Genomic DNA, 14,092 nt, shown 5'->3' on the forward strand with positions numbered 1-14,092 from the left:
ATGGCGATGGTCGACGCCGGCGGCATCCGGCTGCACGTCCAGCGCATCGGCCCCACGGACGGCCGCACCCCGCACTCCACCGTCGTCCTCGTGCACGGACTGCTCACCGACAGCCTGGCGAGCTACTACTTCACCGTCGCGCCCGCGTTCGCGGCGGCCGGACTCGACGTCGTCATGTACGACCTGCGCGGCCACGGCCGCAGCGAGCGCCCGCCGCACGGCTACACCCTGGACCACAACATCGACGACCTGACGGCGCTCCTGGACCGACTGGGCGTGACCGGGCCCGCGCACCTCGTCGGCAACTCCTACGGCGGCACCATCGCCTTCGGCTACGCGGCCCGCCACCCCGGCCGGGCGGCCACCCTGACCCTGATCGAGTCCGAGCCGGCCACGGCCGCGTGGGCCGCCAAACTCGGCCGCATCCTGCGCCGGGTGGTGACCGAACTCGCGCACAACGAGCCGGACGCGCTCGCCTGGATCACCGCCCATCGCGGCCACAACACCGCCCGCCTCGCCAAGGGCGCGGCCCGGCTCGCCCGCGAGACCACCCTCGGCCGGGACATCCCCGCCAGCCGTGTGCTCACCGAGGCCGAGATCAGGGCCGTACGCTGCCCGGTCCTCGGTGTGTACGGCGGTGACTCGGACCTGGCGGACCTGGTACCGGCGCAGCGGCGGCTGCTCCCGGACTTCCGGGCGGTCGTCCTGCCGGGGCACGAGCACTCGGTCCTGGTCGAGGCGCCCGGCACCGTCGGCGCGCACATCCTGGACCTGGTCTCGTCGGGGGCGGGCGTCCGGTGAGCGGCTTCCTCTTCGTCGTCCCGCCGCTGACCGGGCACATCAACCCGGCCGTCGGCGTCGCCGCCCGGCTCACCGCGCACGGCCACCGGGTGGCCTGGGCGTGCGCCGACCCCGCGCTGGTACGGCGGCTCGCGGGCGCGGACGCCGTGGTGTTCCAGTGCGCGGGTCCGGTGCCGGGCGCCGAGGGCGCCGTACGACCGCCGGACCTGCGGGGCGCGGAGGCGCTGAAGTTCCTGTGGGAGTGGTATCTGGTGCCGCTCGCCCACGCGATGGCGCCCGGGGTCCGCGCGGCCGTCGCCGCGTTCCGGCCCGATGTGGTCGTCGCCGACCAGCAGGCCTTCGCCGGCGCCCTGGTGGCGGAGCGCCTCGGGCTGCCCTGGGCCACCTCCGCGACCACGTCCGCCGAGTTCAGCGGCGCCTACGACGGCCTGCCCAAGGTCGCCGACCGGCTCCGGCAGCATCTGGCCGAGCTGCGCGCCCGGGTCGGCGACCCGTCCGGCACCGCCGACCCGCGCTTCTCGCCCCACCTGTTGCTGGTGTTCAGCACACCGGAACTCATCGGTCCGCGGGCGCCGTTGGCTCCGCACGTCCACTACGTCGGCCCGTCCCTCGCCGACCGCCCGGCCGGGCCCGGATTCCCGTGGGAACGGCTGGACCACGGCCGGGCCAAGGTCCTGGTGACGCTCGGCACGGCCAACGCCGACGCCGGCGGCCGATTTCTCGCGGAGGCCCTGACCGCGCTGCGGGACCGTGCCGCCCGCGTCCAGGCGGTGATCGCCGACCCGGGCGGCACCCTGCCCGCGGTGCCGGACGACAAGGACATCCTGATCCTGCCGTCGGTACCCCAACTCCCGCTCATGGAGCGGATGGACGCCGTCGTCTGCCACGCGGGCCACAACACCGTGTGCGAGGCCCTGTGGCACGGCGTCCCGCTCGTCGTCGCGCCCATCCGGGACGACCAGCCGGTGGTGGCGGGGCAGGTCGTGGACTGCGGCGCGGGCGTCCGGGTCCGGTTCGGCCGGGTCACCGCGGCCCGGCTGGGCGCCGCCCTCGACACCGTCCTGCACGACTCCGCCCACCGGGCCGCCGCCGTCCGGACCAGCACCGCCTTCCGCGCGGCGGGCGGCGCCCCGACGGCCGCGACCCACCTCGAACGACTGGCAACGGAGAGCCGATGAGCGACGCGCGTGAGAGCGACGTCTTCAAGACGGACGCCCATGGAACCGGCGCCTCTCAGACGGACGCGCCTGGGACGGACGCGCCTGGGACGGACGCGCCTGGGACGGACGCGCCTGGGACGGACGCGCCTGAGAAGGACACGCCTGAGAAGGACACGCCTGGGACGGACGCGCCTGAGAAGGACACGCCCGAGCAGGACGCCCCCGAGCAGAACCCCGTCGACAAGGCAGCCCGCGTCGCCGTCCTGCGCCTCGCCTACCGGGCCGACCTGGAAGCCGGCACCGACCGCTTCCTCGCCCCCCGGCGCACCACCTGCCCCTGGTGCTCCTCCGGCCGGCTCGTCCCCCGCCTGCGCACCACGGATCTGCTCCAGCACAAGCCCGGCCGCTTCACCCTGGACCGCTGCGCCGACTGCGGCCACGTCTTCCAGAACCCCCGACTGACGGCCGAAGGCCTGGATTTCTACTACCGCGACTTCTACGACGGCCTCGGCGAGCAGCGCATGAGCGGTACCTTCGGCGGGCGCGGCGCGATGTACCTGGGCCGCGCCGAGGCCATGCTGCCGTACGACCCCGCGCCGAAGACCTGGCTCGACGTCGGCACCGGTCACGGCCACTTCTGCGCGGCGGCCCGCGCCGTCCTGCCGGACACCGCCTTCGACGGGCTCGACTTCACCGACGGCGTCGAACTCGCCGCCCGCGAGGGCCGCGTGGAGCACGCCTACCGCGGCGCGTTTCCCGACCTGGTCCCCGAACTCACCGCCCGCTACGACGTGGTGAGCATGTTCCACTACCTGGAACACAGCACCGACCCCGACCGCGAACTGCGCGCCGCACACCGAGCCGTACGCCCCGGCGGCCACGTCCTCATCGAGGTCCCGGACCCGGAGAGCCGCTACGCCCGGCTCCTCGGCCGCTGGTGGCTGCCCTGGCTCCAGCCGCAGCACCTGCACTTCATGCCGGTCGCCAATCTGCGCCGCCGGCTCACCGACCTGGGGTTCACGGTGGTCGCGGAGCAGCACGCCGAGGCCCACGACCCGGTCGACCTGCTGGCCGCCGTCTGGCTCGCCCTCGACCACATGGCCCCCCGCGAGGACGCGCCCTGGCTCCCCGAACCACCGAACGCGCTCCACCGCGCCGCCCGCACCGCACTCCTCCTGGCCGGCGTCCCGGCCCTCCTCACCGCCACCCTCCTGGACCGCTTCGCGATACGCCCCCTGTCCCGCCACCTGGGCCTGTCCAACGCCTACCGCTTGGTGGCCCGCAGGGATTGACGCCTCCCAGGGCATCTCCCCACCACCCGAGTCGGGTGCGCACGAACACCCTCAAGGGCGCCTCGTCAACACCCGAGTCGGGTGGGTGGGTGGGCGAACCGGCTCACAACACCTTCGCGCGGATCAACGCCGACAACACCAACGCCCCCGGCAGCAACGGCACCCAGTCGGACAGCACCCGGTACCCGATCACCGTGGCCGTCGCCACCGCGGGCCCCGCGCCGAACGTGACCAACGTCCACACCAGCGCCGCGTCGACCGCCAGCCCGCCCGGCGCGGGCACCGCACCGACGGCCGTGCCCGCCGCCAGGTAGGCGAGCACCACCTGCTCCCACGGCAGCCCCAGCCCGAGCGAGGCCCCGACACAGGCCAGCGTGCCGGCCTGCACCAGCGGCATCGCGACCGCCCCGCCCCACAGGGCGAGCACCCGGCAGGGCCGGGAGTGCACCACGCGCACGTCGGCCAGGGCGGAGCGCAGCAGCCCGGTCACCGGCCGCCGTAACGGCCGTACGACCGTCAGCAGTACCCCCGCCACCGCGACCGCCCCGCCCGCGACGGCGGCGAGCGGCACCAGCAGCCGTCCGTCCGGGACCAGGTCCCCGAGGCGCCGCCAGGCCGGGGACACCGCCAGGAACACCAGCAGGACCAGCGTCTTCGCCGTGGACTTGGCCAGTGAGTACAGCCCGATCGACGCGGTCGCCCGCTCCAGCGGTACGCCCCGGCCGCGCAGAAAGCGCAGGGTGACCGCGTGGGCACCGAGCCCGGCGGGGAGCGCGTGATTGGCGGCGCCGGCGGCGAACTGCGAGGCCAGCAGCAGCCCCGGCGGCAACGGGTCGGGCAGGGCGCCCTGCCGGACGCAGGAGGCGGCCACCCAGGTCAGACACGTGAAGCCGGCTCCGGCCAGCAGCCACCCCGGGTCGGCCGCGACCAGCCGCCGTACCCCCTCGTACACCACGGGCCGGTTCGCCACACCCCAGCCGACGGCGAGCAGCAGGGGAGCCAGGCACAGGGCCAGCCGTACCGGCCGGGCGGACATACGGGACGCCGGGCGGGCCGGAGCCGTGGTCACGGGACAGGGACCCGTGGCCGGCGTGGCGGACCCGGGACAGGGAGCGGTGGCAGGGGGCAGCGAGCGGGACGGGGACAGTGAGGACACGGGGACGTCGTCCTTCCGCGGCGGGCCCCACGGCGGGGACCTGGGGGAGGCGGGCCGGGCGGAACCGCGGAGAGCCTTCCCCTCCCGCGTGACACCGGGATGGCCGGAAACGAAAGGGGCGAGGGCGGGACGGTGCCGCCGGTCGGGCGCGGGCAGGCAGCCGTTCACCACCGACCAGGTAGCCTTCCCTTGGGGCGCGCTTTACATGCGACGACCCGGCGGGCAAGGACAGCGACAGGGGAGGAACCGGCGGTGCACGTCCAGGAATGGCTCGACTCGGTGCCGGCGGCTGCCGTCTACGCCGTGGTGGCTCTGGTGATCGGTCTGGAGAGCCTGGGCATCCCGCTGCCGGGGGAGATCATCCTGGTCTCCGCGGCGCTGATGTCCTCCCAGCACTCGGGCGTCGACCCGGTGGTCCTCGGTGCCTGCGCGACCGCGGGCGCGGTGATCGGCGACTCCATCGGCTACGCCATCGGCCGCAAGGGCGGACGCCCGCTGCTGGCCTGGCTCGGCAGGAAGTTCCCACGTCACTTCAGCGCGGGCCATGTCGCCACCGCCGAGCGGTCCTTCGAGAAGTGGGGCATGTGGGCGGTCTTCTTCGGCCGCTTCGTCGCCCTCCTGCGTATCTTCGCCGGTCCCCTCGCGGGCGTCCTGCACATGCCGTACTGGAAGTTCCTGATCGCCAACGTCCTCGGCGGCATCTGCTGGGCCGGCGGCACCACGGCCGTCATCTACTACGTGGGCATCGTCGCCGAGGACTGGCTGAAGCGCTTCTCGTACGTGGGTCTGGCGGTGGCCGTACTGATCGGCCTGGCCTCCATGCTGATCCTGAAGCGCAAGGCGAAGAAGGCCCAGCAGGACCACCGGGAAGCGGAGCCGGTGAGCGCGGGGGAGTGAACCGCCCCGGGACTCCTACTGGTGCACATCCTTGTGCGCCTTGCCCAACTCCGCGTACAAGGTTCCGTTGAGGGTGACCCCCTCCCGCTCCTCCGCGGACAGGGGCCGCTTCACCTTCGCCGGTACTCCCGCCACCAACGACCCGGCCGGCACCACCATCCCCTGCGGCACCAGCGCCTGAGCCGCGACCACCGACCCCGCCCCGATCACCGCCCCGTTGAGCACGGTCGCCCCCATCCCGATGAGGCAGTCGTCCTCGACGGTGGCCCCGTGCACCACCGCGTTGTGCCCGATGGACACCCGCTCGCCCACGCTCACGGGAAACCCGGGATCGGCGTGCAGGGTGACGTTGTCCTGCACATTGGCCCGCGCCCCCACGGTGATCTTCTCGACGTCACCGCGCACCACGGCCCCGTACCAGACACTGGCCCCCGCGTGCAGCGTGACATCCCCGATCACGGACGCCGTGGGCGCCACGAACGCCTCCGGGTCGATCTGCGGCTCCTTGCCCCCGATACCCACGATCAGCGCCTTGTGCGTCATCACCGTCTCCTCGTGTCAGCGGTACACGGCACCGTACGACACCAGGTGGGGCAAAGATCACAGCAGCCCGCCCTCACCGCCGGAACCGACCGGTGAGTAACGTGACCCCGTGCCGAAGCGCAAGAACACGTTCTCATCCTGGCGACAGGGCCTCGCGCAGCGAGCCGTACACGCGGCCTGGTCCTGGATGCAGCGCAACGGGTCCGTCACGGCCGAGCGTCCCGCGGGCTTCCGCTTCGGCTCCATCGGCGAAGCCACCCGTCTGGCCTTCCCGCTCGGCACGGTCTTCGGCGAACCCTGGATCCGGCTCGGCTCCCACTGCATCATCGCCGAGCAGGTCACCCTCACCGCCGGCCTGATGCCCGACCTGGACCTCGGCCCGGAGCCCATCCTGCGCATCGGCGACGGCGTGGTCCTCGGCCGCGGCAGCCATGTCATCGCGGACACCACGGTCACCATCGGCAGCGACTGCTACTTCGGCCCGTACGTCTACGTCACGTCCACCAACCACTCCTACGACGACCCGCACGAGCCCATCGGCAGGCAGTGGCCACGGATGGAGCCGGTCCAGATCGGCCCGGGCTGCTGGATCGGCACCGGCGCGGTGATCCTGCCGGGGGCGCGGATCGGCCGGAACGTGGTCGTGGCGGCCGGCGCGGTGGTGCGGGGCACGGTGCCCGACCACGCGGTGGTGGCGGGGGCGCCCGCCAAGGTCGTACGGCGCTGGACGCCCGACGAGGGCTGGCAGCCGCCGCTGCGGACCCCCGCCCCGGTGCCGATCCCGGACGGCATGACGCCGGGGCAGCTGCGGGCGCTCGCGGATCTGGAGGAGGACGCGGTGGCGCGGCTCGCCGCGCTGGAGCCCGAGGGCTGACGCGGACCGGCTCAACCGGTCGCCAGCAGCAGCGTGCCGAGCAGGGCCAGGCCCGCCCCCGCCGCCTGGATCGCGCGCAACCGCTCGCTGAGGAAACCTCGCGCGGCCAGCGCGGTCACCACCGGGTACAGCGAGGCGAGCACGGCCGCGACGGTGACCGGACCGCTCCGGGCGGCGACGGCGTACGTGCCGTTGGCCGCCACGTCGGCCAGTCCCACGAAGGCCAGCGCGGGCAGCGAGGCCCAGGGGAAGCCCCCCTCCGGCAGGGCGGCGCCGCCGCGCCGGACCGAGACGGCGAGCGCGGCCCCGCCCACCGCGACGTTGGTGAGCCGCTGCGCGAACAGCGCGAGGAACAGACCTGTGACGTCGGTCGAGGCCTCCGTGATCAGCGCGAACACCGTGCCGAAGCCGAGCGCGGCGACCAGGGTGAGCAGGACCGCGCGCCGCTGCACGGCCGCGCCCCGCAGCTGCGGGCCGCCGGCGAGGACCACCCCGGTGACGGCGACCGCGATGCCCGCGGCCTGGAGCAGCCCCGGCCGCTCGCCGAGGGCGAGGCCGACGCCGACGGGCACGGCGACGCTCAGGGTGGCGAGAGGGGAGACGACGCCCATGGGGCCGAGCGCGAGGGCCTTGTAGAAGGAGAGCAGGGCCACCGGTCCGACCAGGCCGGCCGCGAACGCGAACCACAGCCGGGGTCCGGCCTCGCTCCAGCCGCCCGTGGCGACCACGATCGCGCCGAGGACGGCCGCAGCGATGGCCTGCGAGACCACCACGACCGTCAGCGCCGGGGTACGCCGGGTCAGCAGTCCGCCGCCGAAGTCGGCCAGCCCCCACAGCAGGCTGGTGGTCAGGGCGAAGAATGCTGTCACGGCCGGCCTCGCAGTACAGTTCGGTGAACGATCAGGTGCACCTCACGGTAGTCCAGTTCATTGAACTGATCTATCAATAATATTGAACTTCCCGGATATTGGACACAACGTGTCGGACCTCGACCTGCTGACCCAGTCCCTGGCGCGCAACGTCAAACGGTGGCGCACCGAACGCGGCTTCACCCTGGACGCGCTCGCCGCCCGCGCGGGGGTCAGCCGTGGCATGCTCATCCAGATCGAGCAGGCCCGGACCAACCCCAGCATCGGCACCGTCGTCAAGATCGGCGACGCGCTCGGCGTCAGCATCACCACGCTGCTCGACTACGAACAGGGCCCCAAGGTCCGCATCGTCCCCGCCGAGCAGGCCGTACGGCTGTGGCACACCGAGGCCGGCAGCTACAACCGCCTGCTGGCGGGCACGGAGGCGCCCGGCCCGCTGGAGATGTGGGACTGGCGGCTGATGCCCGGCGAACAGAGCCCGTCCGACCCGCATCCAGCGGGCACGGTGGAACTCGTCCACGTCACCGCCGGTGAACTGACCCTCACCGTGGACGGGGTGAAGCACCTGGTGCCGACCGGGGCGAGCGCCACGTTCGAGGCCGGTACGCCGCACACGTACGGCAACGAGGGTGCGGAACCCATGGAGATGGTGATGGCCGTCTCGGTGCCGCCGGTGCGCTGAACCGCGCCGGAAGGGGCTGCTAGCGTGCGGCCATGCGCGCACCCATCGGAGACTTCGACACCGCCGTCCCGGCCCCGGACTGCCTGGAGGAGCTGACCGCTCCCGTCGCCGACGCCGTACGCGACTGGCGGGGGGCGGTTCCGGCCGACCGGATTCTGTACGTCGACACCGAGCCGCAGTGGGCCGACACGGCCGTCTTCGTGGAGCACTACGGCCGGGACCTGCTGGAGCGGTCGGCGAACTGTGTGGTGGTCGCGGGCAAGCGGGCCGGCGAGACCACGCTCGCCGCCTGTGTGGTGCTCTCCACCATCCGGGTCGACGTCAACGGCGTCGTCCGGCGTCAACTGGGCGCCCGCAAGGCCTCGTTCGCCTCGATGGAGACGGCGACCGGCGAGACCGGCATGGAGTACGGCGGCATCACCCCCCTCGGCCTGCCCACCGGCTGGCCGATCCTGGTGGACTCGGCCGTCGTCGACCTGCCCTACGTCCTGGTGGGCAGCGGCCGCCGCCGCGGCAAGCTCCTCCTGCCGGGCAAGCTCCTGGCCGACCTGCCCGGCGCGGTGGTACTGGACAACTTGGGCATCGCCTGACACCTCAGGCTGTCTGCCGCCCCCTCACGGCGCGTGCTTGCCGGGCCTCAGCGCGCTCCGGCGAGCCATACACCGCCGTGCTGCCAGGCCGCCGATTCGGTCCGGCCGCCCGTACGCCGCCATGCCGCCCGACGTCGGTCGTTCCCGCCGACCGCATGCCGCCGTGCCGCCTGGCCCTGGTCGATCCCGTCGCGGTCTCAGCCGCCGCGCCGCCCGGCCTCGCTCGCTCCCACCAGCCGCACGCCCGCCGTGCTGCCGGGCGTCGCTCGTTCCTGCCGCGCCGCACGCCGGTCGTGCTGCCGGGCGTCGCTCGTTCCCGCCGCGCCGCACGCCGGTCGTGCTGCCGGGTCTCGGTCGTTCCTGCCGCGCCGCACGCCGGCCGCGCCGCCTGGCCGTGGTCGATCCCGTCGCGGTTTGAGCCGCCGCGCCGCCCGGCCTCGCTTGCTCCCACCAGCCGCACGCCCGCCGCGCCGCACGCCGGCCGTGCTGCCGGGCGTCGCTCGTTCCTGCCGCGCCGCACGCCCGTCGCATGCCGGGTCTCGCTCGTTCCCGCCGCGCCGCACGCCCGCCGCGCCGCACGCCCGCTGCGCCGCCCCGCCTCCCGTCGGCCCCCGGCCCCACTCAGGTCGTCGCATGGTGGGCCAGTGTCAGGTGTGGGTCCGCTTCTCCGGGGGTCGGGGCCGGGTCGGCGTGCACCAGGGCGGCTGTCAGGCGTGGTACGGCGTGGAGCAGGGCGTGTTCCGCTTCGACGGCGATCGCGTGGGCCTGTCGTAGCGTCGCCTCGCCGTCCACCACCACCGACAGCTCGGCCCGCAGGCGGTGGCCGATCCAGCGCAGGCGCAGCTCGCCCACCCCACGCACCCCCGGAACGGCGCGCACCGCGTGCTCGGCCCGGTCCACCAGGGCCGGGTCGACGGCGTCCAGCACCCGCCGGAACACCTCCCGCGCCGCGTCCCGCAGCACCAGCACGATCGCGGCCGTGATCGCCAACCCCACGAGCGGGTCGGCCGACCGCCACCCCAGCGCCGACCCGCCGGCGCCCAGCAGCACGGCCAGCGAGGTGAATCCGTCGGTACGCGCGTGCAGCCCGTCGGCGACGAGCGCGGCCGAGCCGATCTCCCGGCCCACCCGCATCCGGTACCGGGCCACCCACTCGTTGCCGGCGAAGCCGAGCAGCGCGGCCAGCGCGACCGCCGGCACCTGCGCGACCGGGCGCGGATCGAGCAGCCGGGCGACAGCCGCCCATGCGGCGAACGCCGCCGACGCGGCGATGGTCAGCACGATCACCAGCCCAGCGAGATCCTCGGCACGGCCGTACCCGTAGGTGAACCGGCGGGTCGCCGCCCGGCGGCCCAGCACGAAGGCGATGCCGAGGGGTACGGCGGTCAGCGCGTCGGCCGCGTTGTGCACCGTGTCCCCGAGCAGCGCCACCGACCCGGACACGGCCACCACGACCGCCTGGGCCAGCGCGGTCGCCCCCAGCACGGCCAGCGACACCCACAGCGCGCGCATGCCGCGCGCCGAGGACTCCAGTGCCGGGTCCACTTTCCCGGCGGTCTCGTGGGAGTGCGGGGTGAGGAGATGGGCCAGGCGGTGCCGCAGGCCGGGGGCGTCGTGCGCATGCTCGTGCGGGCCGTGTTCATGAGGATGCCGGTCGCTCACGTCGATCCCCTTCCGGTGTGCGGGAGTGGACGCACGGCGCCCACGGAGCCATTATGTGCGTATGAGCGCACGCATGCACCTATCATCTGCGCACCATGCGCACGAGCGCAGCCCGGGCGAGGAGCAGTTCGCGCTCGCCGCCGAACTCCTCGCCCTGCTGGGGGACCGCACCCGGCTCGCCCTCCTGCACACCCTGGCCGCCGGCGAGGCCGACGTCAGCACGCTCACCGAGGCGTGCGGCGCCGCCCGGCCGGCCGTCAGCCAGCACCTGGCCCGGCTGCGGCTGGCCGGGGTGGTGGACACCCGCAAGGAGGGTCGCCGGGTGATCTACTCACTGCGCCACGGACACGTGCGGCGCGTGGTCGAGGAGGCCCTGAGGGCGGCCGACCACCGCCTCGCCGAAGGAGGCGGCGGAGCGGCGCGCTGACCGGCTCGCTCAGAACGCGCCGGCCGTCCCGAGGTACTGCTCGGCGAAGGCCGCCGCCGCGACCGGTGAGGTGAACATCCGACGCAGCCGGGCCAGCGTGGTGCCGGCGCGGTAGGGGTCGCCGGAGGAGGTGCCGTGGTAGATCTCGGAGAGCCACTGCGAGAACTCCTGGTAGTCCCACACCCGGCGCAGGCAGGCCTCCGAGTAGCCGTCCAGGCCGGTGGCGTCGTCCTCGGTCAGCTGGGCGACGAGGCCGTCACCGAGCAGGAACGCGTCGTGCAGGGCCAGGTTCATGCCCTTCGCGGCGATCGGCGCGACGAGGTGCGCGGCGTCCCCGGCCAGGAACAGCCGGCCGAACACCATGGGCTCCACCACGTAGTTGTGCATGTCCAGCACACGCTTCTCCAGCAGCGGCCCCTCCGTCAGCGGCGGGCGGTCCGCCGCGCGCAGCCGCCGCTGGAGCTCGGCCCAGACCCGCTCGTGGGACCAGGCGTCCGGGACGTCGCCGGGCGGGCACTGGAGGTAGTAGCGGGTCAGCTCGGGACTGCGCGGCATGTGCCCGGCGAACCCGTTCGCGTGCATGCCGAACAGCACGCGGTCCGAGGACGGCGGCGCCTCGGCCAGCAGCGCCAGCCAGCCGATGCCGTAGTCGTGCCGGGAGATCCGCGCCCGGGGCGGCAGCGCGGCCCGGCTCGCCCCGCGCGCCCCGTCGCAGCCCGCCACGAACTCGCAGGTCACCAGGTGCCGTTCACCGCAGTCCGGGTCGGTGTACGACACGGCGGGCCGGTCCGAGTCCAGGTCGTGCAGGCGTACGTCCCGCACGCCGAAGCGGATCTCCCCGCCGCGCACGTCGGCGTACTCGCGCACGAGATCGGTCACGAGCAACGGCTGCGGGTAGACCCAGTGGTGGTACCCCGTCAGCTCTGTGTAGGCGAAGCGGTAACCGCGGCCGTCGAAGCGGAACTCGCACTCGGTGTGCCGCTCGGCGCGCTTCGACAGGTCACCGGCCAGGCCGCGTTGTTCGAGGCCGCGTACGGCCCACTCCTCGATCACGCCGGCGCGCGGCCGCTGCTCGATGAACGCTCTGCTCTCGGTCTCCAGGACCAGGCAGTCGACACCGGCGGCGCGCAGGATGTTGCCGACGGTCAGGCCGGCCGGTCCGGCGCCCACGACGACGACCGGACGGTGCGAGGGGGAAGGGGACTCGGGTTGGGGGGAAGGAGGCGTCACGCCGGGGATTATGACGGTGTCCCGTCAGCCGGGCGGCCGACGGGACACCGTGGGTGCGGCGGGCGCGGTCAGCGCGCCGATTGGTCAGTGCGCGGGGGCGTCCGTCACCACGACCTCATCCAGAAGATGAGACAGGCTAGCTCAGGCGGGGAATTTCGATCGCCGGGCACCGGTCCATCACCATGTCCAGACCCGCCGCCCGGGTCCGCTCATAGGCGGCCTCGTCGACGACTCCCAGCTGGAACCACACCGCCCGCGCGCCCTTGGCCACGGCCTCGTCCGCCACCGCGCCGGCCAGGTCGCTGTTCACGAAGACGTCGACCACGTCCACGTCGAAGGGGATGTCGGCCAGGGAGGCGTAACCCTGCTCCCCGTGCACCGTCTCGGCCTTGGGGTGCACCGGCACGATCCGCTTGCCGAACCGCTGGAGCACCCGCGCCACGCCGTAGGCGGGCCGGTTCTGGTTCGAGGACAGGCCGACCACCGCCCAGGTGTCGCCCAGCTCGGTCAGAATCCTGCGGATCGTCGCTTCGTCGCCGTACATCGGCCGCCTCCTCGGGCTGCGGGGAACTCTGCGTCGGAGCAACATCGCCGTGGCGGGTGTGGATTCCCGCCGTACCCCGCCACGCTGTCCGGAATCGGCGCAAGCTGCTGCATACGGCCGCTCACCCGCCTACGCTCGCTCCGTGCTGCGCATTCACGACGCCCGAACCGGTGAGCCCGTCCCCGCCGCGCCCGCCCGCCGCGGCCTGACCCGCATCGAGACCCACGCCTCCGGCCTCGACCCGACGGCGCTGCGGGTGCTGCTCACCGCCGACCTGCTCGTCCGTGCCCTGGAACTGGGCGGCACCCCGGTCTGGACGATCCTCACGGCCCCCCGCGACCGCCCGGAACTCCGCACAGCCGCCACCCACCTGTCCATCCGCCCCTTCGAGGACGACCGCGACCTCGCCTCCGGCCTGGGCGAGGCCCAGGCCATCCACGTCGCACGGTGGGACGTGACGAGCGGGTGGGGTGCGGGGTCGGGGGAGCGGGGTGAGGGGCCGGTAGGGGGTGTGGCGCCGGGGGAGTCGGCTGAGCGGCCGACGCCGACCGTGTTGCCGGGGGAGTCGGCTGAGCGGCCGACGCCAGCCGTGGCACCGGAAGCGCGGGGCGAGGGCGTGACGTCGGCCGTGGCCCCGGGCGAGCAGGCCGAGAGACCCGTCACGGGCCCGGCGCCGGTCCCGCGGGCCGAAGGCTCGGCACCCGGGGCTCGGTCGGCCGGAGATCCGATGGCGGGCTTTGCGCCGGGAGTGCCGGGGGAGGGGCCGTTGGCCGCTGTGGCGCCGGTGGAGTGGGTCGGTTCGCAGCCGTGGCTCCCGGCCCTCCTTTCCGACCCCGCCGCGCTGCGGCTCGCGTTGCTCTCCGTCCCCCGGTACCAGCCCGCGCGACTGGACGCCACCGCCCTGGAACGGGCCGCCGGGCAGCTCGCCGACTGGCGGCGGGCCGTGGCCGGATGGGCGCGGCGGCCCTCACGACCGGTGCCCGAAGAGGTGCGCGGACGCCTGCGGGCCGCCTGGGAGAACGATCTCGACCTGCCGGGGGTGCTGGACGTGCTGCGGGACGTCGCGCACGCCCCGGACCTGCCCGACGGCGCCCGCTTCGAGACGTACGCCTACGCGGACCGCCTGCTCGGCCTGGACCTCGCGCGCGACCTCGGGAGCCCCGCGTGAGCGCCCCGGCGGGTACGGGCCTGCTGCGGCGGCTGGCGGTGTTGTGGCGCGCCGAGTCCGCCTGGGGCGAGGGTGTCGAGGGCCGGTGCGGGCTGCGCGCGGCGTGTGGTGTCGGGAGTCGCGCCTTGAGCGCGCCGGCGGCTGTGGGGCCGTTGCGGCGCGCCGAGTCCGCCTGGGGCGAGGGTGTCGAGGGCCGG

The 14,092-nt window shown here is 74.3% G+C and carries 15 protein-coding genes; 9 read left to right on the forward strand and 6 right to left on the reverse strand.

All coding sequences use genetic code 11. The features are described from left to right. The 3 genes from ACZ4WH_RS12175 to ACZ4WH_RS12185 are packed head-to-tail and all read left to right on the forward strand — an operon-like array spanning nucleotide 1 to nucleotide 3,253. On the forward strand, nucleotides 1-801 hold the full coding sequence (locus ACZ4WH_RS12175; RefSeq protein WP_468179341.1) for an alpha/beta fold hydrolase: 801 nt from the start codon (nucleotides 1-3) through the stop codon (nucleotides 799-801). Further along, the gene (locus ACZ4WH_RS12180) at nucleotides 798-1,979 is read left to right on the forward strand and encodes a glycosyltransferase (protein WP_468179343.1); all 1,182 of its coding nucleotides are present in this window, start codon (nucleotides 798-800) and stop codon (nucleotides 1,977-1,979) included. Before ACZ4WH_RS12175 ends, ACZ4WH_RS12180 begins: the two co-directional genes overlap by 4 nt. Beyond that, nucleotides 1,976-3,253 carry a class I SAM-dependent methyltransferase gene (locus ACZ4WH_RS12185; protein WP_468179345.1) on the forward strand — a complete coding sequence of 426 codons (1,278 nt, stop codon included), beginning with the start codon at nucleotides 1,976-1,978 and terminating at the stop codon, nucleotides 3,251-3,253. The genes ACZ4WH_RS12180 and ACZ4WH_RS12185 overlap by 4 nt, the downstream gene beginning before the upstream one ends. Before the next feature lie 103 nt (nucleotides 3,254-3,356). Here ACZ4WH_RS12185 and ACZ4WH_RS12190 read toward each other — a convergent pair whose 3' ends face one another. Next, on the reverse strand, nucleotides 3,357-4,409 hold the full coding sequence (locus ACZ4WH_RS12190; RefSeq protein ID WP_468179346.1) for a lysylphosphatidylglycerol synthase transmembrane domain-containing protein: 1,053 nt from the start codon (nucleotides 4,407-4,409) through the stop codon (nucleotides 3,357-3,359). 252 nt (nucleotides 4,410-4,661) lie between these two features. Here ACZ4WH_RS12190 and ACZ4WH_RS12195 point away from each other — a divergent pair, with 252 nt between their 5' ends. Beyond that, nucleotides 4,662-5,306: a DedA family protein gene (locus ACZ4WH_RS12195; protein WP_468179348.1), complete on the forward strand. Its 645-nt coding sequence runs from the start codon at nucleotides 4,662-4,664 to the stop codon at nucleotides 5,304-5,306. A gap of 15 nt (nucleotides 5,307-5,321) precedes the next feature. Here the strand turns inward: ACZ4WH_RS12195 and ACZ4WH_RS12200 are convergent, their stop codons facing one another. Then, complete coding sequence (locus ACZ4WH_RS12200; protein WP_468179350.1) at nucleotides 5,322-5,849, reverse strand: gamma carbonic anhydrase family protein; 528 nt, start codon at nucleotides 5,847-5,849, stop codon at nucleotides 5,322-5,324. Nucleotides 5,850-5,958: 109 nt separating this feature from the next. On the opposite strand from ACZ4WH_RS12200, the gene ACZ4WH_RS12205 reads away from it, so the two are divergent. Beyond that, on the forward strand, nucleotides 5,959-6,723 hold the full coding sequence (locus ACZ4WH_RS12205; RefSeq protein ID WP_468179352.1) for an acyltransferase: 765 nt from the start codon (nucleotides 5,959-5,961) through the stop codon (nucleotides 6,721-6,723). A gap of 11 nt (nucleotides 6,724-6,734) precedes the next feature. Here ACZ4WH_RS12205 and ACZ4WH_RS12210 read toward each other — a convergent pair whose 3' ends face one another. Beyond that, on the reverse strand, nucleotides 6,735-7,592 hold the full coding sequence (locus ACZ4WH_RS12210; protein ID WP_468179354.1) for an EamA family transporter: 858 nt from the start codon (nucleotides 7,590-7,592) through the stop codon (nucleotides 6,735-6,737). A gap of 109 nt (nucleotides 7,593-7,701) precedes the next feature. Between ACZ4WH_RS12210 and ACZ4WH_RS12215 the strand changes: the two genes are divergently transcribed. Together ACZ4WH_RS12215 and ACZ4WH_RS12220 are read left to right on the forward strand one after the other, a co-directional pair. Then, entirely contained in the window at nucleotides 7,702-8,274 is a 573-nt protein-coding gene (locus tag ACZ4WH_RS12215; protein WP_468179356.1) for an XRE family transcriptional regulator, read from the forward strand. Between the two features lie 32 nt (nucleotides 8,275-8,306). Then, nucleotides 8,307-8,864, forward strand: a complete 558-nt coding sequence (locus tag ACZ4WH_RS12220; RefSeq protein WP_468179358.1) for a YbaK/EbsC family protein — start codon at nucleotides 8,307-8,309, stop codon at nucleotides 8,862-8,864. A 621-nt stretch (nucleotides 8,865-9,485) separates the two neighbouring features. On the opposite strand, the gene ACZ4WH_RS12225 is transcribed toward ACZ4WH_RS12220, so the two are convergent. Beyond that, entirely contained in the window at nucleotides 9,486-10,526 is a 1,041-nt protein-coding gene (locus ACZ4WH_RS12225; protein ID WP_468179360.1) for a cation diffusion facilitator family transporter, read from the reverse strand. A 61-nt stretch (nucleotides 10,527-10,587) separates the two neighbouring features. Here ACZ4WH_RS12225 and ACZ4WH_RS12230 point away from each other — a divergent pair, with 61 nt between their 5' ends. Continuing rightward, nucleotides 10,588-10,953, forward strand: coding sequence for an ArsR/SmtB family transcription factor (locus tag ACZ4WH_RS12230; protein WP_468179362.1), 366 nt, complete (start codon nucleotides 10,588-10,590; stop codon nucleotides 10,951-10,953). Nucleotides 10,954-10,962: 9 nt separating this feature from the next. On the opposite strand, the gene ACZ4WH_RS12235 is transcribed toward ACZ4WH_RS12230, so the two are convergent. Further along, the gene (locus ACZ4WH_RS12235; protein ID WP_468179364.1) at nucleotides 10,963-12,183 is read right to left on the reverse strand and encodes a 4-hydroxybenzoate 3-monooxygenase; all 1,221 of its coding nucleotides are present in this window, start codon (nucleotides 12,181-12,183) and stop codon (nucleotides 10,963-10,965) included. Nucleotides 12,184-12,319: 136 nt separating this feature from the next. Then, on the reverse strand, nucleotides 12,320-12,727 hold the full coding sequence (locus tag ACZ4WH_RS12240) for a CoA-binding protein (RefSeq protein ID WP_468179366.1): 408 nt from the start codon (nucleotides 12,725-12,727) through the stop codon (nucleotides 12,320-12,322). A gap of 142 nt (nucleotides 12,728-12,869) precedes the next feature. Here ACZ4WH_RS12240 and ACZ4WH_RS12245 point away from each other — a divergent pair, with 142 nt between their 5' ends. Further along, nucleotides 12,870-13,895, forward strand: coding sequence for a hypothetical protein (locus tag ACZ4WH_RS12245; protein WP_468179368.1), 1,026 nt, complete (start codon nucleotides 12,870-12,872; stop codon nucleotides 13,893-13,895). Nucleotides 13,896-14,092: the final 197 nt, after the last annotated feature.

The sequence above is a fragment of the Streptomyces sp. NPDC029138 genome (assembly GCF_055564375.1).

Coding starts and splice junctions, on each gene's coding strand:
- ACZ4WH_RS12175 (WP_468179341.1), top strand. CDS start 1: ATGGCGATGGTCGACGCCGGCGGCATCCGGCTGCACGTCCAGCGCATC.
- ACZ4WH_RS12185 (WP_468179345.1), top strand. CDS start 1,976: ATGAGCGACGCGCGTGAGAGCGACGTCTTCAAGACGGACGCCCATGGA.
- ACZ4WH_RS12200 (WP_468179350.1), bottom strand. CDS start 5,849: ATGACGCACAAGGCGCTGATCGTGGGTATCGGGGGCAAGGAGCCGCAG.
- ACZ4WH_RS12220 (WP_468179358.1), top strand. CDS start 8,307: ATGCGCGCACCCATCGGAGACTTCGACACCGCCGTCCCGGCCCCGGAC.
- ACZ4WH_RS12230 (WP_468179362.1), top strand. CDS start 10,588: ATGAGCGCACGCATGCACCTATCATCTGCGCACCATGCGCACGAGCGC.
- ACZ4WH_RS12240 (WP_468179366.1), bottom strand. CDS start 12,727: ATGTACGGCGACGAAGCGACGATCCGCAGGATTCTGACCGAGCTGGGC.